The sequence below is a fragment of the Edaphobacter flagellatus genome (assembly GCF_025264665.1).
GTDB classification, from domain to species: domain Bacteria; phylum Acidobacteriota; class Terriglobia; order Terriglobales; family Acidobacteriaceae; genus Edaphobacter; species Edaphobacter flagellatus.
Genome location: NZ_CP073697.1, coordinates 3,945,070 through 3,964,934 on the forward strand (window position 1 = coordinate 3,945,070; position 19,865 = coordinate 3,964,934).

Annotated in this window: 20 protein-coding genes; 6 read left to right on the forward strand and 14 right to left on the reverse strand. The window is 57.7% G+C overall.

Annotated features, from left to right (window positions below; genetic code table 11):
- Nucleotides 1–79 precede the first annotated feature (79 nt).
- From KFE13_RS16520 to KFE13_RS16555, 8 genes are all read right to left on the reverse strand, one after another.
- Nucleotides 80–811, reverse strand: coding sequence for a response regulator transcription factor (locus tag KFE13_RS16520; protein WP_260704609.1), 732 nt, complete (start codon nt 809–811; stop codon nt 80–82).
- On the reverse strand, nt 808–1,752 hold the full coding sequence (locus tag KFE13_RS16525; RefSeq protein ID WP_260704611.1) for a sensor histidine kinase: 945 nt from the start codon (nt 1,750–1,752) through the stop codon (nt 808–810). The genes KFE13_RS16520 and KFE13_RS16525 overlap by 4 nt, the downstream gene beginning before the upstream one ends.
- 36 nt (nt 1,753–1,788) lie before the next feature.
- The gene (locus KFE13_RS16530; RefSeq protein WP_260704613.1) at nt 1,789–3,027 is read right to left on the reverse strand and encodes a YncE family protein; all 1,239 of its coding nucleotides are present in this window, start codon (nt 3,025–3,027) and stop codon (nt 1,789–1,791) included.
- Between the two features lie 250 nt (nt 3,028–3,277).
- Nucleotides 3,278–3,421 (reverse strand): hypothetical protein, encoded by a 144-nt coding sequence (locus KFE13_RS16535; protein ID WP_260704615.1) that lies wholly within the window; start codon nt 3,419–3,421, stop codon nt 3,278–3,280.
- Nucleotides 3,422–3,438: 17 nt separating this feature from the next.
- Nucleotides 3,439–4,170, reverse strand: coding sequence for a cytochrome c biogenesis protein CcsA (gene ccsA / locus KFE13_RS16540; RefSeq protein WP_260704625.1), 732 nt, complete (start codon nt 4,168–4,170; stop codon nt 3,439–3,441).
- Nucleotides 4,171–4,226: 56 nt separating this feature from the next.
- A complete protein-coding gene (locus KFE13_RS16545; RefSeq protein ID WP_260704627.1) occupies nt 4,227–4,916 on the reverse strand; it encodes a heme exporter protein CcmB in 690 nt (229 codons plus the stop codon).
- Entirely contained in the window at nt 4,913–5,419 is a 507-nt protein-coding gene (ybaK, locus tag KFE13_RS16550) for a Cys-tRNA(Pro) deacylase (RefSeq protein ID WP_260704629.1), read from the reverse strand. The genes KFE13_RS16545 and ybaK overlap by 4 nt, the downstream gene beginning before the upstream one ends.
- Nucleotides 5,416–6,135 (reverse strand): ABC transporter ATP-binding protein, encoded by a 720-nt coding sequence (locus tag KFE13_RS16555; RefSeq protein WP_260704631.1) that lies wholly within the window; start codon nt 6,133–6,135, stop codon nt 5,416–5,418. The genes ybaK and KFE13_RS16555 overlap by 4 nt, the downstream gene beginning before the upstream one ends.
- A gap of 67 nt (nt 6,136–6,202) precedes the next feature.
- Here KFE13_RS16555 and KFE13_RS16560 point away from each other — a divergent pair, with 67 nt between their 5' ends.
- Nucleotides 6,203–7,654: a M20/M25/M40 family metallo-hydrolase gene (locus KFE13_RS16560; protein WP_260704633.1), complete on the forward strand. Its 1,452-nt coding sequence runs from the start codon at nt 6,203–6,205 to the stop codon at nt 7,652–7,654.
- A gap of 1 nt (nt 7,655) precedes the next feature.
- Here the strand turns inward: KFE13_RS16560 and KFE13_RS16565 are convergent, their stop codons facing one another.
- Both KFE13_RS16565 and KFE13_RS16570 read right to left on the reverse strand, forming a co-directional pair.
- Nucleotides 7,656–8,108 (reverse strand): cytochrome c maturation protein CcmE, encoded by a 453-nt coding sequence (locus KFE13_RS16565; protein WP_260704634.1) that lies wholly within the window; start codon nt 8,106–8,108, stop codon nt 7,656–7,658.
- 50 nt (nt 8,109–8,158) lie between these two features.
- Nucleotides 8,159–8,368, reverse strand: a complete 210-nt coding sequence (locus KFE13_RS16570; RefSeq protein ID WP_260704643.1) for a hypothetical protein — start codon at nt 8,366–8,368, stop codon at nt 8,159–8,161.
- Nucleotides 8,369–8,545: 177 nt separating this feature from the next.
- Between KFE13_RS16570 and KFE13_RS16575 the strand changes: the two genes are divergently transcribed.
- The 3 genes from KFE13_RS16575 to thiC all read left to right on the forward strand — a co-directional run bounded on the left by KFE13_RS16575 (nt 8,546) and on the right by thiC (nt 13,147).
- Complete coding sequence (locus KFE13_RS16575) at nt 8,546–8,899, forward strand: PadR family transcriptional regulator (RefSeq protein WP_260704645.1); 354 nt, start codon at nt 8,546–8,548, stop codon at nt 8,897–8,899.
- On the forward strand, nt 8,896–11,568 hold the full coding sequence (locus KFE13_RS16580; protein WP_260704647.1) for an ABC transporter permease: 2,673 nt from the start codon (nt 8,896–8,898) through the stop codon (nt 11,566–11,568). The genes KFE13_RS16575 and KFE13_RS16580 overlap by 4 nt, the downstream gene beginning before the upstream one ends.
- A gap of 100 nt (nt 11,569–11,668) precedes the next feature.
- Nucleotides 11,669–13,147, forward strand: coding sequence for a phosphomethylpyrimidine synthase ThiC (gene thiC / locus KFE13_RS16585; protein ID WP_260704649.1), 1,479 nt, complete (start codon nt 11,669–11,671; stop codon nt 13,145–13,147).
- Between the two features lie 357 nt (nt 13,148–13,504).
- On the opposite strand, the gene KFE13_RS16590 is transcribed toward thiC, so the two are convergent.
- From KFE13_RS16590 to KFE13_RS16605, 4 genes are all read right to left on the reverse strand, one after another.
- Nucleotides 13,505–14,278 (reverse strand): SDR family NAD(P)-dependent oxidoreductase, encoded by a 774-nt coding sequence (locus KFE13_RS16590; protein ID WP_260704650.1) that lies wholly within the window; start codon nt 14,276–14,278, stop codon nt 13,505–13,507.
- 24 nt (nt 14,279–14,302) lie between these two features.
- Nucleotides 14,303–14,851 carry a tRNA adenosine(34) deaminase TadA gene (tadA, locus tag KFE13_RS16595; protein ID WP_260704652.1) on the reverse strand — a complete coding sequence of 183 codons (549 nt, stop codon included), beginning with the start codon at nt 14,849–14,851 and terminating at the stop codon, nt 14,303–14,305.
- Between the two features lie 2 nt (nt 14,852–14,853).
- Nucleotides 14,854–16,203, reverse strand: a complete 1,350-nt coding sequence (locus KFE13_RS16600) for an amidohydrolase family protein (RefSeq protein ID WP_260704654.1) — start codon at nt 16,201–16,203, stop codon at nt 14,854–14,856.
- Between the two features lie 74 nt (nt 16,204–16,277).
- Entirely contained in the window at nt 16,278–17,351 is a 1,074-nt protein-coding gene (locus tag KFE13_RS16605; RefSeq protein WP_260704656.1) for an agmatine deiminase family protein, read from the reverse strand.
- 360 nt (nt 17,352–17,711) lie between these two features.
- On the opposite strand from KFE13_RS16605, the gene KFE13_RS16610 reads away from it, so the two are divergent.
- Both KFE13_RS16610 and KFE13_RS16615 read left to right on the forward strand, forming a co-directional pair.
- The gene (locus KFE13_RS16610) at nt 17,712–19,028 is read left to right on the forward strand and encodes a sugar MFS transporter (RefSeq protein ID WP_260704658.1); all 1,317 of its coding nucleotides are present in this window, start codon (nt 17,712–17,714) and stop codon (nt 19,026–19,028) included.
- Between the two features lie 136 nt (nt 19,029–19,164).
- On the forward strand, nt 19,165–19,854 hold the full coding sequence (locus KFE13_RS16615) for a DUF4386 domain-containing protein (RefSeq protein ID WP_260704660.1): 690 nt from the start codon (nt 19,165–19,167) through the stop codon (nt 19,852–19,854).
- The last annotated feature ends 11 nt before the right edge of the window (nt 19,855–19,865 follow it).

Here is a 19,865-nt window from a genome sequence, read left to right on the forward strand (position 1 = left end):
CATAGGAGTATCGCGTTTCTTCTATGGCCTTGCAATAGGAAAAATGTGATTTGTGACGAATTGAATGGGTTTCGGCGTTTCAAGTCGGATTAGCAACGAATCGGTAGCCGATGCCGCGAACCGTGATGAGATGTTGCGGATTGGCCGGATCGTCTTCGATGTAGCGACGCAGGCGGACTATGAAGTTGTCGATGGCGCGTGTGTCGGTGTCTTCGTGGACGCGCCAGACCTGTTCGAGAATCTCCTTGCGGGAGACAATCTGGCCTTCGCGTTCGGTCAGGTAGCGCAACAGGTCGGCTTCCATCACGGTCAGGTTGGTTGTGCGGTTGGGAGCGGCGAGTTCAAGAGCATCAAAGCGGATAGTGCGATGGTTGAAAGCGTATTCGGATGACTGCGTTTGTTCGCTGGCAGTCGGCGTTGCGTTGCGTTGCCAGGCGGTGCGGCGCAGGAGCGATTTGATGCGGACCAGCAAAATGCTCAAGTCGAAGGGTTTGGGCAGATAGTCGTCCGCTCCAGCTTCCAGCCCTTCGAGTATGTCTTCAGGCCGCGAGCGTGCCGTAAGCATTAAAACAGGTGTGTACCGCTGCGCCTCGCGCATGGCCCTCACGATGGTGAATCCGTCCGATCCCGGCAACATGCAGTCAAGAACAACGAGATCGGCATGTTGCGTTGGATCGAGCAGCCAGGCGAGCGCGGCGTCGCCATCGGCTTCCTGATATGTGCGATAGCCTTCGGCCTGGAGATTGAAGACAAGCCCTTGCGCGAGATGTTCTTCATCTTCGATGACGGCTATCAAGGGGGGCTCGTTCATGTGCTCTCCAACGATGGTGTCGGGGCTGCGGCGGAATCCTTCGTTCCCGCTAGCGGAAGTTTGAGGGTGATTGTGGTGCCTTTGTTGAGGCCCGGACTGGAGGCGGTGACCTCGCCGTCATGTTGGCGAACGATATTGCGCACAAGAAAGAGTCCGAGTCCCGTTCCCTTGATGCGCATCATGGTGCGGCCGGGGACACGATAGAAGCGGCGAAAGATGCGCTTGTTTTGATTTGGCGGAAGCCCAATCCCCGTGTCGGTGATACGTAGCGTGGCCCATGTGTAGTGAGCGATGGAAAGAGAGCAGCGGACATGAACTCCTTCGGGGGAGTACTTCACCGCGTTATCGAGCAGGTTAAGCACGGCGGTACGGAGATCTTCGGCGATTCCAAGGACACGAAGCCGGACATCCCCAGGGATGGGCTCAAGGACGATGGCATCGTCAGGAAGATGGTGCCGTTGGCGTGTGATGGCGACGCATTCGGCCACAAGCGCTCCCAGATCAATAGTAGTGCGATTCTGCTGACGTTGGCGTTGCCCGAGCTGACCAGCTTTAAGAACTTGTTCGACGGTAGCGAGAAGGCGGTCGGAGTCCGCGAGCATGTTGGTGTAGAACTGCTGACGCTGCGCCTCATCAAGGGGCCGCCTTTGCAGGGTTTCAAGGTAGAGACGGATGCTGGCAATGGGTGTCTTCAGTTCATGCGTGACGGCGTTCAGGAACGAATCCTGCCGCTCGTTGCGCCGAATCTCCCTGACGAGGAAGACAGTATTAAGAACAACACCCGCGATGAGAAGCGAAAAGAGGATAAAGCCAAGGACAGCGAGGGCGACGGTGCGCTCGTTCAGCAGAATCCAGGCGCTCTGCGTCACCGCAAGACCGACGAGGATCACGCCAAGGGTGATGAAGAAGGCGATGGCTCCGCGGCGGCGAGTGATGTTCATGGTGTTTGTCAGAGAAAGTATAGAAGGATGCGATGGCTACGGTGCGCCGTGCGTCACCTTCACGGCGATGGCGTTGGGTGAGCCTCCGGCAGGCAGGATCGTGAATAACGCCGCACCCTGGCGGCCCTGCGTACGGATTACGGCAACATCGCCTGAGTGAGCGTCTGCCGCAAGCAGAAGATGTTCGTCGGCGGAAAAGGCAAGTGCATCCGGCGATGAACCAGTATGGATTGTTGTGACCAGTTGACCATCGTCGATGCTGTAGATACTGATCAGGTCCGCTCCGAAGTTCGAGACCCACAATGTCGAATTGTCGCGGCTCACAATGCCATAGGTAGGCTTACTGCCGATCGTGTAGGTTCCACCGACCTCATTGGTCCAGGTATAGATCTCTGAAACAGAATCGTCTCCGAAGTTGGAGGTAAAAATTTCGCCGCCATCAGGCTTCATTGCCAGGTGAAGCGGTGTTTTCCCCACGTCGAGCAACGCCAGCAGGTGGTCGGTCATCGCTCCCGGGTTCTGACGTGCGGGCCATGATCCGGGTTCGGCGGCCAGCCTGATAGCCATCACCTGGTTGCCGCCCGAACATGCAATAAAGGCTTTGGAGGAGTCGGGGAGGATCGCAATGTCTGTCGCTCCGGGACAACCGGGAAACGCAGCCCGAAGGTGCAACGGCGGTTCTTTCTGCTCCTGCTGCGGGGCACCGGGAGAACTGCTGTAAGGCGTGACGCCGTACACGGAGACACTGCCCGATCCGCGATTTGAGACCACAAGCGACCGCATGTCGGGCGAGATGCGGGCCATCCCCGGCTGCTCGCCTGTACCCGCAACGGCGATCTCACGCCGGTGGTCAAGATCGATAACGCTGACCGAGTTTGACCCTGAATTGGCAACGTATGCCCGGCCTCCTCGCGCGTCGACACTGATGAAATATGGTTGGCGATGGACGCCGATGGTTGCGGCAACCGTGTTGTTAGAAGTGTCGATGACGGTCACTGTGCCGGATTGCGTATTGATCGCGTAAACCTCGTTCCGCTTAGGGTTTACGGCAATACCAGTAGGATTGTCACCTACTCGAAGCGTCCGGTCCGGCCGCAGAGAAACCAGATCGAGCACGCTCACGGTGTTGGACGCCCCATTCGTGACGTAGGCGAACTCCCTGTAGCCTGCCGGGACATCCGGGAAACCGTTACGGCGGCAGCCGGTGAGCATAGCGGAGAGGGGGAGTAGCAGGGCGAACGCAACGGCTCGCCGGTGATGGTCAACTGTGGGCACTGAAGGGAGTCTATCGGGGAGGGTTACCGGGTCGCAAGTGTGGGTGAATTCAGTAGGTTCTGGCGGCTTTATCCCTGTGGAAAACATAACTCAAAAGATTTTCCGAAACATTTTTTCAGGGAGCGTGTCCATAAGGATGATGCGAAGAGTTGCCAGATGGGGAGCTCTCACATCGTCTGTAAATCCTTCTCGGACAACGAAGCTACGGCCTCTGTAGCTTCGTTGATTTTTTTAAATTTCAAGAAAAGTTTTACCGGCTTCCAGGACGGGTGCGGCTCCAGCGGTAAACCAGCGAGCCGAAATAGGTTAACTGGACAGCGATCACGCCGATATAAACAAAGACCAAGTGGCGATGCGCCATGGTGGAGAAGTCGAAAAAAGTCTGCCAGGTCATCTGAAAGCTAGCTCCGGTTACTGTGGGGTCTCGAGTGAGGCTTCGATGGCCAGTAGTGCCGCATCCTGCTCGGCAATCTGGCGACGGCGCTCAATGACAAAGCGGAGAGCAATGAGCAGGACTCCCCACATCATCCAGCCAGCAAGGTTCCAGAGTACGGCTGGCCACATATGTGGGTCGATTCCGCCCCCATTCGGTCCGAAAACCGGAGCAGGGTGTTGCGTGCGCCACCACTCGATGGACATGAAGTCAATTGGGATGTCGATAGCCGCAAAAACAGAAAGGACCGCGGCGAGCGTAGGCGTCTGACCGCTGGGCGAGAAGCGGCGAAGCATGATGTAGCTGATGTAGAGCAGCCAGAGAATCAGTTCCGAGGTGAGCCGTGCGTCCCATGTCCACCAGATTCCCCAGGCCGGCTTACCCCAAAGCATTCCGCTCGCCAGCGTAATGCCGACATAGAGAACTGTGACCTCAGCCGAAGCGACGGCCAGAGCATCCGCGGTCAATGCCTTCAGTGGATCGCGACGGCGCCAGTACAGGAAGGCCAGCGAAGCAGCGCAGTTGATGTAAGGAAAGACCAGCCCAAGAGTGGCATGCGTAACGTGATAGTAGAAAATACGCTGCAGGTTCCCCATCGTCGCTTCTGTCGGTGCAAAAAAAATAGCCTGACGGAAACCGACAACCAACACAGCAATTGTGGTGGCGAGCCAGAGCCATGCAATCTTGCGGAGGATGGGAGAACGATCCACAGCGGTATTTTATCGCGAACAGGCAGCCACCGGCTGATCAATAGCTCGATTGGGCGTTATTCGGCGTTGAGTGCGGTCTCGAAGAAGAGGATGCAGATCGTTGTATAGATCACATCGAACCCTGCAAGCTGCGTGATCCAGGTGCGAATCTGGATGTGGTCCAGATCGCTGGTCAGGACGCCGGTCGTGGCCTGCACCATCATCAGGAGCGAGGGCAGCGAGAGCGGAAGCAGGATCAACGGCAGCAGAAGCTCGCGGTTGCGGGCGCGGAGGCCCAATGCGGCAAAGAAAGTCCCGTTGACCACCAGCGCCCAGGTTCCCAGCGGAAGGATAAGCGCTAGCAACCATGCATTTCCAAGCACATGCAGATTGAAAAAGACGACGAAAATGGGCGCCAGGACTGCCTCGACGATCAGAACGAAGATCATATTGGCCAGCGCCTTGCCGAGAAACAGGGCTGAAGCCGGTGACGGAGCCATCCGCTGCGCTTCGAGCACCTGGTTACGCTGCTCGCGAGCCCACGACTGGTTGAGTGCCGTCATCGAGGCAAACAGTAGCCCGACCCACAGGATTCCGCCCGAGATCTGCCGTGTCACCGTCGGATATCCTGCAGGATCGAAGGCGATCGAGAAAACGACGACGACCAGCAGCACGAAGAAGAGCATGCCGTTGATTGCATCGCGGGAGCGCCATTCAAGACGCAGGTCCTTGCGAAGGTGTTCGAGTACATAGCCGAAGTACTTCACCGTGGCTCTCCTGTCGGGGCTTTGGTGAGGTCGGCGAGCATGGCCTCGGTGGCGCGGAGATAATCGGCGGGGGCGAGGATGATCTGTAGCCCACGCAGTCCAGCAGATACGCTGATGACATCGAAAAGTTCGATCGTTTCGTCAGCGAAGGCAGGGAAGGGCTTACGAGCGCCCATGACGGTAACGCCGCCGCGTATGTAGCCGGTAAGAGGTTCGACGTCTTTCAGCGATGCCAGCTCCGCCTTCTTCGCTCCGGCAGCGTGTGCGAGCTTCTTCAGATCAAGCTCTGAGTTGCCGGGGATGACCGCAAAGAGATGCTGGCCGTCGTTGGTGTGCGAGAGTAGCGTCTTAAAGACCTGCTCCGGTGGCATGCCGATTTTGCGCGCGACAGAGAGGGCCGTGAGGTCCTCGGGATCGACCTCATAGGCCCGCAGCTCATAGATGATGCCGAGTGAATTGAGAAGGCGTGCGGCGTTAGTTTTAGCTGGAGCGGCGTGCTTCATCCGCGTGAACCGGTATGCGTTTCGATGATCTGTCCCTGGCGCATGATGATGGTGGTATCGGCGATAGGCTCGGCAAGCGAAGCCTGATGTGTGGTGAGGATGACGGTGCGCCCACTGCCGTTCTTTGAGGGGGGCGGCCATGTGCGGAAGTCTGCGAGCAGTTCGACCATGTGGTGTGCGCTCTGCGCGTCCATGTTGGAAAAGGGCTCGTCCAGCAGCAGCAACTCCGGATCGGTCTGCAACACACGCGCAAGCGAAGCGCGCTGCCTCATGCCCTGGGAGTACTGACCTACGGGACGCGTGAGATTTGGATCAAGTCCAACGGCGCGCAGGGCCATCTCTGGTGAGCCGACACAGTCGCATCCTTCACCGCGATGCAGTCGTGCGAAGTAGCGGAGATTCTCCATTGCGGTCAGTTCGTCATAGAGCATAGGTGCGTGGCTCATATAGGCAACACGACGGCGTTGCAGATGCGGCAGCTCTCCATAGACACTAACCTTCCCTCGGTTCGGCGTAATTAGCCCTGCGACGACGCGAAGCAGCGTGGACTTGCCAGCCCCGTTTTCGCCAAGGATTACGGTGCATGTGCCTGCAGAGAAAGTCGTGGAAACGTTGCGCAACGCGGCAAATGTGCCGTAAATCTTCGATACAGACTCAAGCGAGACGGCAAAAGTTGCTGCTGCGGTTTCACTCGGAATGGATGCGGCTGTCGACATGTTCTCTATGCGAGTATAAGGGTTGGACACCGATAACTTGCAGTGCGAAAGCATGGAGAGCCGTGTGATGAAAGGTAAATCTGTCGCTTTATGCGCTAGTTTGTGTGCGGTATTGAGTGCGTCTGTAGTGATGCTGAACGCGCAGGCAGCGTCGGATGCCGCCTCACGAGAGGCAGCTCGTGACATCTTCAAGCAGCTGATTGAGATCAATACGACGGATTCGGTGGGCAGCACAACGCTTGCTGCCGAGGCCATGCGGAGGCGTCTGCTGGACGCAGGCTTCCCTGAGGCAGACGTTGTCGTGCTCGGTCCAAACGAACGCAAAGGCAACCTGGTCGCTCGCTATCGCGGTGTGCAAGGGAGTACGAAGAAGCCCGTGCTGCTGATTGCTCATACGGATGTGGTCGAGGCGAAACGCGAGGACTGGACAACCGATCCATTCGTATTCACAGAGAAAGACGGCTACTTCTACGGTCGCGGCACGCAGGACATGAAGGACTCCGTTGCAGCGATTGTCGCCAGCGTTGTCCGTATGAAGAAGGAGGGGTATCAACCAGACCGAGACATTATTCTCGCCCTCACTGCGGACGAGGAAGGTGGCGGGTCGAACGGTGTGAGCTGGCTCCTCAAGGAGCATCGAGACCTGATCGATGCAGCCTTTGCGCTGAATGCCGACGCCGGCGGTTTGAATACGGTGAGAGGAAAGCCCATCAGCATGGGCGTGGAAGCAACGGAGAAGCTCTATGCCGACTTCCGCCTGACCGTAACCGATCCCGGCGGACATAGCTCGCTACCTCGGCGCGACAACGCTATTTATAGACTCTCCAACGCGCTCAGCAGGCTTGAAGCATATAAGTTTCCCTTGGAACTGAACACAGTGACGCGCGGATATTTCGAAGCGATGGCAAAGATGCAGAAGGGACATGCCGAAGACATGCGCGCCATCTTGAAGTCACCGCCAAGCGCGGCTGCTGCCGCGCGTTTGTCGCATGACCCTCTTTACAATGCGATGCTGCGCACGACTTGCGTTGCTACGATGGTGCAGGCAGGGCATGCGCCAAATGCTCTGCCGCAGCGCGCCGAGGCCAACATCAACTGCAGAATCTTTCCTGGGCACACGCCTGCGGAGATTCGGGCCACTCTGGTTGAGGTACTGGCCGATCCGAAGATCGGGATCAGTCTTCTCAACAGCGCGCGCCAACCCAGCGATGCAGGGTTGCATGAGCTCTCCGTGGCGCCTCCGCCGCTGAACGAAGAAGTCTTTTCGGCTCTGCGCTCAGTGGTAGGTGCGATGTGGACTGGGTTGCCAATTATTCCTGAAATGGAGACCGGAGCCACGGACAGCAAGTACACGATGGCTGCGGGCATTCCATCCTATGGATTTTCAGGAATGGGAATCGATGAAGATGATGCTCGCGCGCACGGACGCGACGAGAGAATCGGTGTCGATTCGTACTACAAGGGCGTGGAGTTCGAGTACCACTATTTGAAAGCCCTAACCGGCGGCGAAACGAAGTAGGCTAGCGCGTTACTGGAAGCGTCGCCGTGGCGGTTGTTGCCGGGGTCTGATTTGCCGCAGGAGCATACTTCGAAGCACATTTCGCCTGCAACTGGGTGGCATGGAAGACGCCATCATGGCCGTAAGTTCCAACGGCCAGCGCCTGCGAGTCGTCCTTGAAGGTGTCCGGCGGAGGCTCAGAGCCACGGTAAGCAACGCGGAGGGTCTTACCCTGCTCCAGCAAGGTGAAGGTAGCGTTTGTACCCGAGCGTTCGATCGAGCCGGGAGCGACATTCCCGGCTACGCGAAGATGACGCACATAGGCCTTATCACCCATCTTCTGAAGCTCGCTGATGGTGACGTAGTAGCTCTTGTTGTCGCGTACGCCGGTGAAGGCGAGATAGGCGACAGTCCCCAGAATGATGACAGTGGCGACAATGATCTTCAGCGGGCTTTTCTGTGCAGAGGTTGCCATACCGCTCCCATTCTACAGGGAGAGAGTGACCCAAGAACACATGGACGTTTTCAGGCGGCCTTGCCTGCTGGAGATGCCGAATGCAGCAGCTCCTCCAGCCGGGCCAGGTAACACTCTGTCCGGCGGATGTGATTCTTGAACTCGGCCACAAGATGGCGGTCCGGAGAACTATTTCCAGTCAGGTTCCTGATGCGGTTGGTTGCCTGATTATCAATCGAATGGGCCGGAAGGTCTTCAAATCGGGTTGAAAACGACTTCATATGGGCTCCTTACAGCGGAGAAGGCTACGCTCTCACCGCTACCCGGGGAGGGGCTTATGGGCGTTTAGACGCAAGGGTTGTCGCTGAAGTTGATTTTCTTTTCCAGTTTTTTGGGAACCTTTCCGCACCTGTGGCGTATCCACATGTATAAATGTGGGCATACCACAGGAGAAACGCATGGGAGACGAGAAACTGGATCTTTTGCAGGGGACCCTGGATCTGATGGTCCTGCAGACTTTAGCCACGATGGGCAACATGCATGGCTATGGGATTGCCCGCCGTATCGAGCAGGTCAGCGGCGACGAGGTGCTGCTCAACCAGGGGACGATTTATGCCGCTTTGGTCAGGCTGCAGCAGCGCGGATGGATCGATGCGGAATGGGGAGCGTCGGAGAACAATCGTAAAGCGAAATTCTACTCGATCACCAAGCGCGGCCTGAAGCAATTGGCCGACGATACGGCGTACTGGATGCGGCTCTCCGGCGTGATGGGGCGCGTGTTGGCTATGGGGCAAGAGGGAAGCGAGCCATGAAGAATCCGTCTCAAGAGTCGTCGATGGATGCCTTGCGCCGCGGGTGGGCACGATTAAGAGCCTTCTTCCGCAAGCAACCTCTGGATCGTGAGCTTGAGGAAGAGATTGCCTCTCACATTGCGATGGCCACTGAAGAGAACCTGCATAACGGAATGTCGCCCGACGAGGCAAGAAGGAAGGCCATGGTGAAGTTCGGTGGAGTGGAACAGGCGAAAGAGAAGCAGCGCGAGTCGCGAGGCTTGCCCTGGTTGGAAAGAGTGCTGCAGGATCTTCGCTATGCATTGCGCAGCCTAAGTCGGGATCGCGGATTTGCGACGGTGGCCATATTGATTCTTGCGCTGGGGATTGGCGCGAACGTTGTTGTGTTCAGCGTGGTCAATACCATTTTGCTGCGGCCGTTGCCGTTCTACGATCCATCACGGCTTGTATGGATCGCGCCAGATGGTGCGAATGGGCTATCGGCATCGACGTACTCCGTCGATGCATATGAAGATCTGCGTTCGATGAACAAGTCCTATGAAGATGTGACAGGCTACTTCGCCTTCTCGACCGAGGACAACTATAAGCTCACGGGACGAGGCGTTCCGCTTCCTGTGACCGGCATCATGGTTACCGGCAACTTCTTCCACGTGCTCGGCGTAGAGCCGATGTTCGGGCGCCAGTTCACTCCCGAGGAATCCATCAAAGGCGGCCCGGCTGCGGTGATGCTGACCTACCCTTTCTGGCAGCGACAGTTTGGTGGCGACCGCTCCATCGTGGGCAAAACCATCGAGCTCGATAATAAGCCGGTAACTGTGGCGGGCATTCTGCCGGAGAGCTTCGACTTTGGAGCTGCATTTTCTCCAGGAGCCAGGGTCGACGTCCTGACCCCGCTGATCATGGACGACATCCGCTACGATGGAAATACGATTGCGATCATCGGCAGGCTGAAGCCGGGCGTTACGATTGAGCAGTCCCGCATCGAGGCCAGAACGCTATTTCCGCAGTTCTATTGGGGCAAGCGGTTTCCGGATTCCAAAAATAACTACACTGCCTATCCCGTCTTCCTGAAGGACTACATCAGCGGCAAGATGCGCCGCTCCCTGATCGTGCTCTGGAGCGCCGTGGGACTGATTCTGTTGATTGTCTGTGTCAACCTCGCCAATCTGCTACTGGCTCGGGCTGCTGCACGCAGTAAGGAGTTTGCCCTGCGCAGCGCACTCGGCGCGGGCCGCAGGCGTCTGATCGGCCAGGTGCTGACCGAAAGCCTCGTGCTGGCCGCAGGCGGCGCTGCCTTGGGCCTCGCCCTCGCCTATGGACTGCTGCGCTATCTCGCGCATCAAGGATCGATCGCACTTCCCCTGCTGAGCAGTGTGCGGCTGGACGGAACAGCTCTGATCTGGACGCTGTTAATCACCGTATCGACCGCAGTCCTGTTCGGTCTGGTCCCCGGAATCAAGGTCTCGCGCACGAACGTGCAGGAGGCGCTGAAAGACGGCGGACATGGCACGACCGAAGGTCGCCAGCACGAGACAATGCGCACTACGCTGGTGATCTCCGAGGTTGCGCTGGCCTGCGTTCTGTTGGTCGGAGCAGGACTTCTTCTGCGAAGCTTTCTGCACGTGCTTGATGTAGACCTCGGCTTTGAGCCGAGCACTGCGGCTGCCGTGCGCATCGACTATGACGACGGCGGGAAAACGGACAAGCGAAGCGCCATCCTGCAGAACATCGCAAACCGCGTAAGCAGTCTTCCCGGAGTCGATGCCGTCGGCTTTTCCGACAATCTACCGCTTGATCGCAACCGCTCCTGGGGAGGGCCGCGGATCAAGGGAAAAACCTATAAACCGGGAGAGGGAAAGGGGGCATTTGTCTATATCGTTTCGCCCGGCTACATGAAGGCGATGGGCATGCATCTGCGTGGTCGCGATTTTACCTGGCAGGACAACGACAACAGCGAAGGCGCCGTCATCCTGAATGAATCCGCTGCGAAAGAGCTTTGGCCCAATGAAGATGCCGTCGGCAAGATGGCTGTTATCGGTAAGAAAGATGTTCGTGTGATCGGAGTGATCGCCGATGTCCGCGATACCAGCGTCGAAGGCAAGGTCAGCTGGCAGATGTACCTGCCGATGATGCAGAAGGACTGGGGACCGGACGGAGCCGTCCTCGTGCTGCGCAGCAAGTTGCCGCCAGAGCAGCTTGCTGGCAGCGTGATGCGTACCTTGCGCGATATCAATCCGAACCAGGCGGCCGTCGAATTTCGCCCCATGCAGCGCCTGGTAGAGCACGCCCTCTCACCGCGGCAGTTCTTCATGCTGCTGGTGGGCATCTTCGCCGGGCTGGGGCTGCTGCTGGCCTCGCTGGGCATCTATGGCGTGATCTCCTACTCGGTGACACGACGAACCCAGGAGATTGGCGTGCGCATGGCGCTCGGTGCTTCACCCGGCAACGTGCAAATGGGGGTGCTGACGAAGACGCTGCGCATGACGGCAGTTGGAATTGCTGTAGGAGCCGTCGTATCGCTTGCAGTAGCAAACCTGATTGCTTCGTTGCTGTTCGGCACCAGACCAACGGACCCGATGACGTTTATTGCCATGACGATTGTGCTTGGTGTTGTGGCGGCTTTGGCTGGGTATCTCCCGGCGCGTCGTGCTTCGAGGATTAATCCCATGGTGGCCCTCAGAAACGAATAACGAACACCTCCGGCTCTTCGCTCCCACCCGGCGATGCTACGGCGCGTAGCGGCGTATACTAACTCGATAACATCGCTAAGTGGGAGCGAGGAAAAGATATATGAGCAGCGGAAACACACAGCAGGGGCATGCGCACACCAACGGCAATGGCTACAAGGTGCCGACCGGACGCGCAGAGTGGATCGTGAAGCGTAAGGCCGAGGCTGAGCGCACTGGCGACTGGAACATGTCTCAGATGCACTTTGCACGCAAAGGGTTGATCACAGAGGAGATGGCCTTCGTTGCCCAGCGCGAGAAGGTCACCCCCGAAAAGATTCGCAGCGAGATTGCCAAGGGAACGATGATCATCCCGGCGAACATCAACCATGTTGAGCTGGAGCCGATGTGTATCGGCGTCGAAAGCCTCTGCAAGATCAATGCGAACATCGGCAACTCCGCCGTCGTCTCGAACGTCGAGGAAGAGTTGCGCAAGCTGCATACCGCGGTTCACTTCGGCGCCGACACCGTGATGGACCTCTCCACCGGCGGCGACATCCCGATGATCCGCGAGGCCATCCTGCGCCACTCGCCTGTGCCCATCGGCACCGTGCCGCTGTATGAGGCACTCTCACGCGTGAAGAAGCTCGAAGACCTCAACATCGACCTCTACCTCGAAGTCATCGAGGAGCAGGCGCAGCAGGGCGTCGACTACTTCACCATCCACGCTGGCGTTCTCATTCAGTACGTCCCCATGGTCGCCAAGCGCATCACCGGCATCGTCTCACGCGGCGGAGCCATCATGGCGCAGTGGATGACTCACCATCACAAACAGAACTTCCTTTACGAAAATTTCGATCGCATCACGAAGATCATGGCGAAGTACGATGTCAGCTACTCACTCGGCGACGGCCTTCGTCCCGGCTGCGTGGCCGATGCCTCCGATGAAGCCCAGTTCGCCGAACTGAAGACGCTGGGCGAGCTTACCCGCGAAGCCTGGAAGTCGGATGTACAGGTGATGATCGAGGGCCCCGGCCACGTTCCCATGGACAAGATTAAGGAGCAGGTCGATAAAGAGGTCGAACTCTGCGACGGTGCGCCGTTCTATGTCCTCGGCCCGCTCGTCACCGACATCGCCCCCGGCTACGACCACATCACTTCCGCCATCGGCGCAGCTATGATCGGCTGGCACGGCGCGGCGATGCTCTGCTACGTCACGCCCAAGGAGCACCTCGGTCTGCCCAACGAGAAGGATGTCAAGGACGGCATCATCGCCTACAAGATCGCCGCGCATGCTGCCGACATCGCGCGTCACCGCCCCGGTGCTCGCGACCGCGACGACGCCATCTCGCATGCGCGCTACACCTTCGACTGGGACAAGCAGTTCGCTCTCTCGCTCGACCCGGACACTGCGCGTGGTATGCACGACGAGACGCTGCCCGACGACTACTACAAGGAGGCAGCCTTCTGTTCCATGTGCGGCCCGAAGTTCTGCTCCATGAACTGGTCCAGCAAGGTCGACCAGTTCAACGAGCGCGAGCATGGGCTCAAGAAACCCGATCTTACCCAGATCGTCACTGAGCAGATGGCGCTGCGCAGCTGATTTTCATCGTACCCAAACACACGAAAGCCGCGTCCCTGGTGGGGTGCGGCTTTTGTCCTTCTGAAGCGTAGATCTGCGTTGATCCGTTTGGCCCGGTGCTACAGGGCCACGAGTAAAGGCGCTTACAGGGCGTCCTTCTCCTCTTTTTCGGAGCGCATGGCGAGCAATGCAGGAGCGATGATCATTGCAAGAAAGATCAGGGCGAGAACCAAGTCGTGAACCATGGGGCAATCTCCTCAGCGGTGGCGGCTTTCTGCCGTCTCATGAGCATGATGCCGCTATTTACAAGATGGGAACATCCCCCGTCTGCCTGCCCAGCGTAACCCTTTAGTTGCAGTGCCACCTCTTTGCCATCACTTATTGTTCGTGGTAATTCACCATCAATCCACCATCGATCACATAGGTGCTGCCCGTGATGTAGGCTGCCTCGTCGGAGGCCAGAAAGGCGGCAAGCCCGGCGACCTCCTCCGGCTTTCCCATGCGCCCCAGCGGGATGTTTTTCAGCAGCGCATCGAGTTTGGGTTTGTCATCCAGCAGGGAGGTGTTGATCGGCGTCATGATTGCTCCCGGTGCAATGTTGTTCACCGTGATACCGAGAGGGCCAAGTTCTACAGCCAGATTGCGTGCGAGCATGCGCATCGCCCCCTTTGAGGCGCAATACGTCGAAAAGTGAGGAAACGCCATGTCCTCATGCACGGAGCTGATATTGACGATCCGCCCCGGACGCTTTGCATCGCGTAGCCGGCGGACGAAGGCCTGCGTAAGAAAAAACGCACCCTTCAGATTGATGCCAAGCACAGCATCGTAATCGGCCTCCGTGACCTCCCAGAAATCCGCAGCCCTCTCGATGCCCGCATTGTTGACGAGAATGTCGCAGCCGCCAAACTGCTGCCATGCCTGATCGACAAGCTGCTGGGTGTCGGCTAGCTTCGAAACATCGGCATGAACGACGATCGCCTTGGCTCCCACTGTCTCAATCTGCTGCTTCGTCGCGTCGGCACCTTCAGGATGATTGCGATAGTCGACGACGATGTTAGCTCCTTCCGACGCGAGACGAATGGCGATGGACTGACCGATGCCGGAGGAGGAGCCTGTAACGATTGCGGTCTTGCCTGCGAGACGGCCTGCCATGCCTGTTTCTCCTTAGTGAGAAGTTTACAGATCATCCTCAGCATCCAAAGGATGCGAGTCAGAGCGCAGATCAAGCGGCTTCTTTCCGCGCCGGACGAGGAAAAAATTGCTAAGCATACGACTGCATTCGTCTGCGAGCACACCAGTCGTTACCTCGGCGCGGTGATTGAGCTGAGGGTGGTTCATCACGCTCAGCACGCTGCCGCATGCTCCTGCCTTCGGATCATCAGCAGCGTAGACCAGCCGCGCAATGCGTGCGTGCAGAATGGCGCTGGCACACATCGCGCAGGGTTCCAGCGTCACATAAAGCGTGCAGCCATCACCTTCAGGCGTTAGCAGGCGATAGTTTCTCAACATGCGTCCGGCCTCGCGCATGGCGACGATCTCGCAGTGTGCCGTCGGATCGCTGTCGCGAAGAACACGGTTCTGTCCATAGCCAAGAATCGTCTCGCCATCCGGCGCGACAACGATAGCTCCGACGGGAACCTCGCCAGCGGCTTCTGCGGCGCGGGCTTCGGCGATGGCGAGACGCATCATCTTTTCGTCGTGCTGCGTCTGTAATTCTGCGGTCATGGTCAGTTCTTCGGTGGTGTGTTGGGAACGAGCACACCATGGTGATAGACCGCGTCGATGCGGCGCGTATTGCGAATGTCCATCAGAGGATCGGCCGAGAGGATGATGAGATCTGCAGAGTAATCCTCCTTGACGAGCCCCACGTTGAGATGCGGGTTAAGCTCATGGATGAGGCGTCCGCTCTCGCCTGTTGCAAGCGAGATGGCTTGCAGTGGCGTAATGCCTGCTTCGACCAGATCTTCGAGCTCACGATGTTCGCTGAACCCTGGAATGCGGCCGGTAACGGCTCCGGAATCCGTGCCAAAGGCGATCGAGACCCCAGCGTCCGAAAGCATCTTGAGATTCTTCATCGCGATGACGTGATCCTTCTTCGCCTGTTCCGTCTGCGGCGCGGCCAGCGTCTTCTCGGCATAGTCAGTGGCGGTGAGCTTTGCCAGAAGCTGCGGTCCGGCGGCCTGCTTGAAGAACGCGGACTGCATCACCTCAGGGCTTGCGGCATAGAGATAGAAGGCCTCATCGAGAGCGAGCGTAGGAATGTACCAGACTTTGTGCTGGATCAGCGACTGAGCGAAGGCAGCATCGATGGCCTGATCGCGGACGGAGTGCGCAAGGATATCCACGTTCGCATTCACCAGGCTGCGCGCATCGTCGAGCGTATAGACATGCGCGGCAACCTTCAAGTGATGCTTATGCGCCTCCTCGATGATGGCGGTGTAAATGGCTGGCGACATGGCCGGGATTTTGCCGTGCCCGCTATCGAGCCATAACTTCACCAGATCGGCATGATGGCTGGCCAATTCATTGACATCTTTGCGTGCTTCCTCCGGCGTTGCCGGGCGATAGACCTGATCGGGTGCAACGTTCAGGCCCGGTGCGCCGTTGGGTACGCCGATGCCGCGTCCTGCGGTGAGGATCGTCGCGCCTTCGAGCTTGCCCGCACGCTGCTGCTCGCGAAGCTCATAGACAAGATCGCGATTGAGCCCAAGCGAAACAATTGTCGTTACGCCGTAACGCTCGAACTGGTTGAGCGCGGCGGTCACGTTTTCCGTTGTGTACGCATCCGGAGAAGGGTCTGCATTGTTGAGCAGGATGCCGAGATGCGAGTGCGCGCTAATCAGCGCCGGAATGACTGTCTTACCTGTGCAGTCGACGATCTCAACGCGGCTGGGAGCCTGCTTGAAAGCAGGGCGAACGCTCTCGATCCTGCCTTTGTGCATCGTGATGTCGACGTGCTGACGCGCTGTTGCGCCGGTGCCGTCGACCAGCGCGGCGTTGTGCAGAATAATGGGCTGCTGTTGCGCCGATGCTGCAATTGCGGCAGAAAAGATCATGGCACTGGCGATGATTCGCATCTTGGTCTATCTGTCTCCGTAAGAGTTTTTACGAACGGCAAAGACTAGTTGGATGCCTGCGTTCCGTATCAGGTTTACGCAGGCTCCTGTTGCGTCATGCAGTGTAGCGCGCCGAGGCCCCAGATGAAGTCGGTGCAGTGAATTCCGGTCACCTTGCGGGTAGGGAAGCACTCCGCGACGATGTTCAGCGCGTGGCGATCGTTCGGGTCGTTGAACGTGGGCACCAGCACCAGATCATTCGCGATATAGAAGTTGGCATAGCTGGCCGGAAGCCGCTGATTGTCGAAGATAACAGGCGCGGGCATCGGCAGTTCGACGACCTTGAAGGGCTTGCCTTCGAGATTGCGGGCGGAGCGCAGACGGTCGAGATTTTCCGCCAGCGGCAGGTGATTTTCGTCATGTGTGCTGGGCTCGACGCAGGTGAGGATGGTGTTTTCGGTGACGAAACGGGTGATGTCATCGACGTGACCGTGGGTGTCGTCACCGGCTGCGCCGCGATTGAGCCAGAGAACCTGGTCGATGCCGAGGTAGTCGTGGAAGGCTTTTTCGAGCTGTTCGCGCGAGACTCCCGGGTTACGCTGCTGCACCTCGGAGAGTAGGCACTCTTCGGTCGTCAGCAGGATGCCTGCACCGTTGGTGTCGATGGAGCCGCCCTCAAGAACGAGGCGTTGCGGTTTGCCTTCGACCTCAACCTGAGGCTGGAACTCTTCCATGCTGTAGAGTCTGGCAACGTGGTGCGGAATCTGGTCGTCGCGGCGATAGTTGTCATACTTGGCCCAGGCGTTGAAGCGCCAGTTGGTGAGCGCGAGCTCGCCTTGCGGATTCTTGACGAAGATGGGGCCGGAGTCGCGCAGCCAGACGCGATCTGTTTCCCATTGGTGGAAGTGCAGGCGGGCGAGGTTCGCTCCAGCGCGGCGGAGGAAGTTGGTTGCGCGTTTTTCGGCATCCTGGCTGTTGACGAGGATGTGGACATCTTCCACGGAAGAGAGGTGGCGAACAATGTCGGCGTAAACCCATGGAATGGGCTGGAACTTGCCGGGCCAATCCTCAGCGTTGTGCGGCCATGCGATCCACGTAGCGGAGTGGGGGTCCCATTCGGCGGGCATGCGGAAGTTACGGTCGCGAGGTGTCGGTGTGCTGGCTGTCATCTGCTTTATTCAACTTTCCAAGAGGCCGGGGCCCCCCCTGGTACTTTTTTGTGCAAAGTCTTCTAAAGACAGACTTTATTCTGGCACTCCCTTTTCTGGCGACCCTGGAACCGTTAAAAGAATCTGAAACGCAGACGGCCAGTGTTCTGCCTGTTTTAAGTATAGCTTCTTGGCCATAACGAATCGGCAAATGCAAGTGCTTGATGTGGCAGGAGTTGACGTGCACCGAGGCTTGACAGAATTTCGACCTGGTTTTCCACAGATGCGCCCGCCATCGGCACGAAGAATAGGGCAGATGCTATAGCGGCGTATAGGATGAGTAAGTCCAATTTGTTGGGTTCAGGAGAAGTTGTCGGGAACATGGCTATCAGTGCAGAAACCACCACAAGTTATTCCTCGGGTACGGCGCAGAAGACGGATGTCCGTGCAATGAGCATCGCTACGATGCTCTTTTTCATGTGGGGGTTCCTTACCTGCCTGAACGACATCCTGATTCCGCACCTGAAGGGCATCTTCGACCTGAACTACGCCCAGGCGATGCTGGTGCAGTTCTGCTTCTTCTCGTCGTACTTCATCTTTGCGCTGCCCTCAGGCAAGCTGGTGGAGTGGCGCGGCTATAAGGGCACGATGGTGATCGGGCTGCTGGTGATGGCTGTTGGTGCGTTCCTCTTTCTGCCCGCCTCGGCGTCCGCCTCGTTCGGGTTATTTCTGTCGGCACTGGTCATTCTGGCGGCTGGAATTACGACGCTGCAGGTTGCTGCGAATCCATACGTGGCGCATCTCGGGCCTCCGGAGACCAGTGCGGCACGACTGAATTTGTCGCAGGCGTTCAATTCGTTTGGGACATTTGTCGCTCCTTTTTTCGGCAGTGCATTCATTCTGGTTGAGGCGCCGATGGCGCAGGAGAAACTAAAGACGCTTTCGGCCAGTGCGCTGCAGGCGTACCGGGCGCAGCAGGCTTCGTCCGTGCGCCTGCCTTACCTGGGAATCGGGCTGACGCTGGTGCTGCTGGCGATTTCGTTCGCTGTGGTGAAGATGCCGACGATGGACTTCACGCGCGACATTCGTCCTGGCGAGTTGAATGAAGGCACAGACGACAGCATCTGGAAACACCCGGTGCTGCTTGCCGGAGCGCTGGCCATCTTTGTTTATGTCGGCGCGGAGGTTTCCATCGGTAGCTTTCTGGTGAACTACTTCGGTCTGCCGGATATTGCCGGGTTTACGGAGAAGACAGCGGCGAAGTATGTGGCTCTGTACTGGGGTGGTGCGATGGTGGGCCGGTTTATCGGCTCGGCACTGCTGACAAAGTTCAGGACAAGCGTAGTGCTGGGAACGGCTGCTGTGATGTCATGCCTGCTGGTGACGACGTCGATTCTTACGCACGGACACACGGCGATGTGGACGATTCTTGCGGTGGGCCTGTTCAACTCGGTGATGTTCCCGAGCATCTTTACGGTTGGCCTGACAGGACTGGGGCCGCTGACGAGCAAAGGATCGAGTCTGATGGTGGCTGCGATCGTCGGCGGAGCACTGATTCCGCTGGCCGAAGGACATCTGGCCGATGCCATCGGCGTGCAGCATGCGTTCATGATCCCCGCAGTCTGCTATATCTACATCGCACTGTTTGGATACATCGGAGGACGCAGAGCCGAGCATGAAGCTGGCGTAACGGTTTAGGGCGTTCTGATGTGAGGGGAGTTATCCCGCCAAATAGATTTGAGGAACCAATAATCGCCGATCTGCGTACCCCTCTCGAGATGCTGACAGCATTGATTTGCAGCTAAAGACCTCTTTGCAGAGGGGGGAACTGCTCGTGACTCAACGTGCCGATGCCAGGGCTGCGGGGATCGCGTACCTCAGCTATATCGTGTTTACGATGTCCAGCAGCATCATCTACGGAAAAGCCACTGCGGGTGATGATGTCGCGCAACAACTTTCCAATCTTTCGCAGATGCTTCTTTCGGCGCGTGTAACCATACTGCTGGATCTTCTGCAGGTTCTTTGCGCGCTGGTGCTGGCTGTAACGCTATATCGCCTTACCAAAACCTTTGCTCCGTCGCTTGCCTTGTTCGCGATGATGTTTCGTGTTGGGGAGGGATTGTTCGGGGCATTGCCCATACTCAGCAAACTTGAGCTGATTCGTTTGGTAAGCACTCATGCTTTGAACGCAGACGCGGCCGGATATAGCCTTCTTGCGAACTACATCCTGAGTCGGCCTGACGAGCAATTCAGTGAGTTCTGCTTTGTCGTGGGTGGATTCGTTTTTGCGTATCTTCTTCTGCGTGGACGCATGATTCCGAGCTGGCTGGCATGGATCGGAGTTATCACGATCGGTGTGCAGATGATTTGTGTTCCATTGCACATGGCCGGCTTTGTCAAAGGTTCGATCGTGAACTTACTCTGGATGCCGATTTTGGCTTACGAGATTCCGCTCGGATTCTGGTTGATTTTTAAGGGCGTAGAGGATTCTCATCGTCCGATCCGTCATACAGCGCAGGCATAAAGAAAGGCCAG

Excerpts from the sequence above, each read along its gene's own strand:
- KFE13_RS16520 (WP_260704609.1), bottom strand. The coding sequence starts at position 811 with ATGAACGAGCCCCCCTTGATAGCCGTCATCGAAGATGAAGAACATCTC.
- KFE13_RS16525 (WP_260704611.1), bottom strand. The coding sequence starts at position 1,752 with ATGAACATCACTCGCCGCCGCGGAGCCATCGCCTTCTTCATCACCCTT.
- KFE13_RS16535 (WP_260704615.1), bottom strand. The coding sequence starts at position 3,421 with ATGACCTGGCAGACTTTTTTCGACTTCTCCACCATGGCGCATCGCCAC.
- ybaK (WP_260704629.1), bottom strand. The coding sequence starts at position 5,419 with ATGAAGCACGCCGCTCCAGCTAAAACTAACGCCGCACGCCTTCTCAAT.
- KFE13_RS16555 (WP_260704631.1), bottom strand. The coding sequence starts at position 6,135 with ATGTCGACAGCCGCATCCATTCCGAGTGAAACCGCAGCAGCAACTTTT.
- KFE13_RS16560 (WP_260704633.1), top strand. The coding sequence starts at position 6,203 with ATGAAAGGTAAATCTGTCGCTTTATGCGCTAGTTTGTGTGCGGTATTG.
- KFE13_RS16565 (WP_260704634.1), bottom strand. The coding sequence starts at position 8,108 with ATGGCAACCTCTGCACAGAAAAGCCCGCTGAAGATCATTGTCGCCACT.
- KFE13_RS16570 (WP_260704643.1), bottom strand. The coding sequence starts at position 8,368 with ATGAAGTCGTTTTCAACCCGATTTGAAGACCTTCCGGCCCATTCGATT.
- KFE13_RS16575 (WP_260704645.1), top strand. The coding sequence starts at position 8,546 with ATGGGAGACGAGAAACTGGATCTTTTGCAGGGGACCCTGGATCTGATG.
- KFE13_RS16580 (WP_260704647.1), top strand. The coding sequence starts at position 8,896 with ATGAAGAATCCGTCTCAAGAGTCGTCGATGGATGCCTTGCGCCGCGGG.
- thiC (WP_260704649.1), top strand. The coding sequence starts at position 11,669 with ATGAGCAGCGGAAACACACAGCAGGGGCATGCGCACACCAACGGCAAT.
- KFE13_RS16590 (WP_260704650.1), bottom strand. The coding sequence starts at position 14,278 with ATGGCAGGCCGTCTCGCAGGCAAGACCGCAATCGTTACAGGCTCCTCC.
- tadA (WP_260704652.1), bottom strand. The coding sequence starts at position 14,851 with ATGACCGCAGAATTACAGACGCAGCACGACGAAAAGATGATGCGTCTC.
- KFE13_RS16600 (WP_260704654.1), bottom strand. The coding sequence starts at position 16,203 with ATGCGAATCATCGCCAGTGCCATGATCTTTTCTGCCGCAATTGCAGCA.
- KFE13_RS16605 (WP_260704656.1), bottom strand. The coding sequence starts at position 17,351 with ATGACAGCCAGCACACCGACACCTCGCGACCGTAACTTCCGCATGCCC.
- KFE13_RS16610 (WP_260704658.1), top strand. The coding sequence starts at position 17,712 with ATGGCTATCAGTGCAGAAACCACCACAAGTTATTCCTCGGGTACGGCG.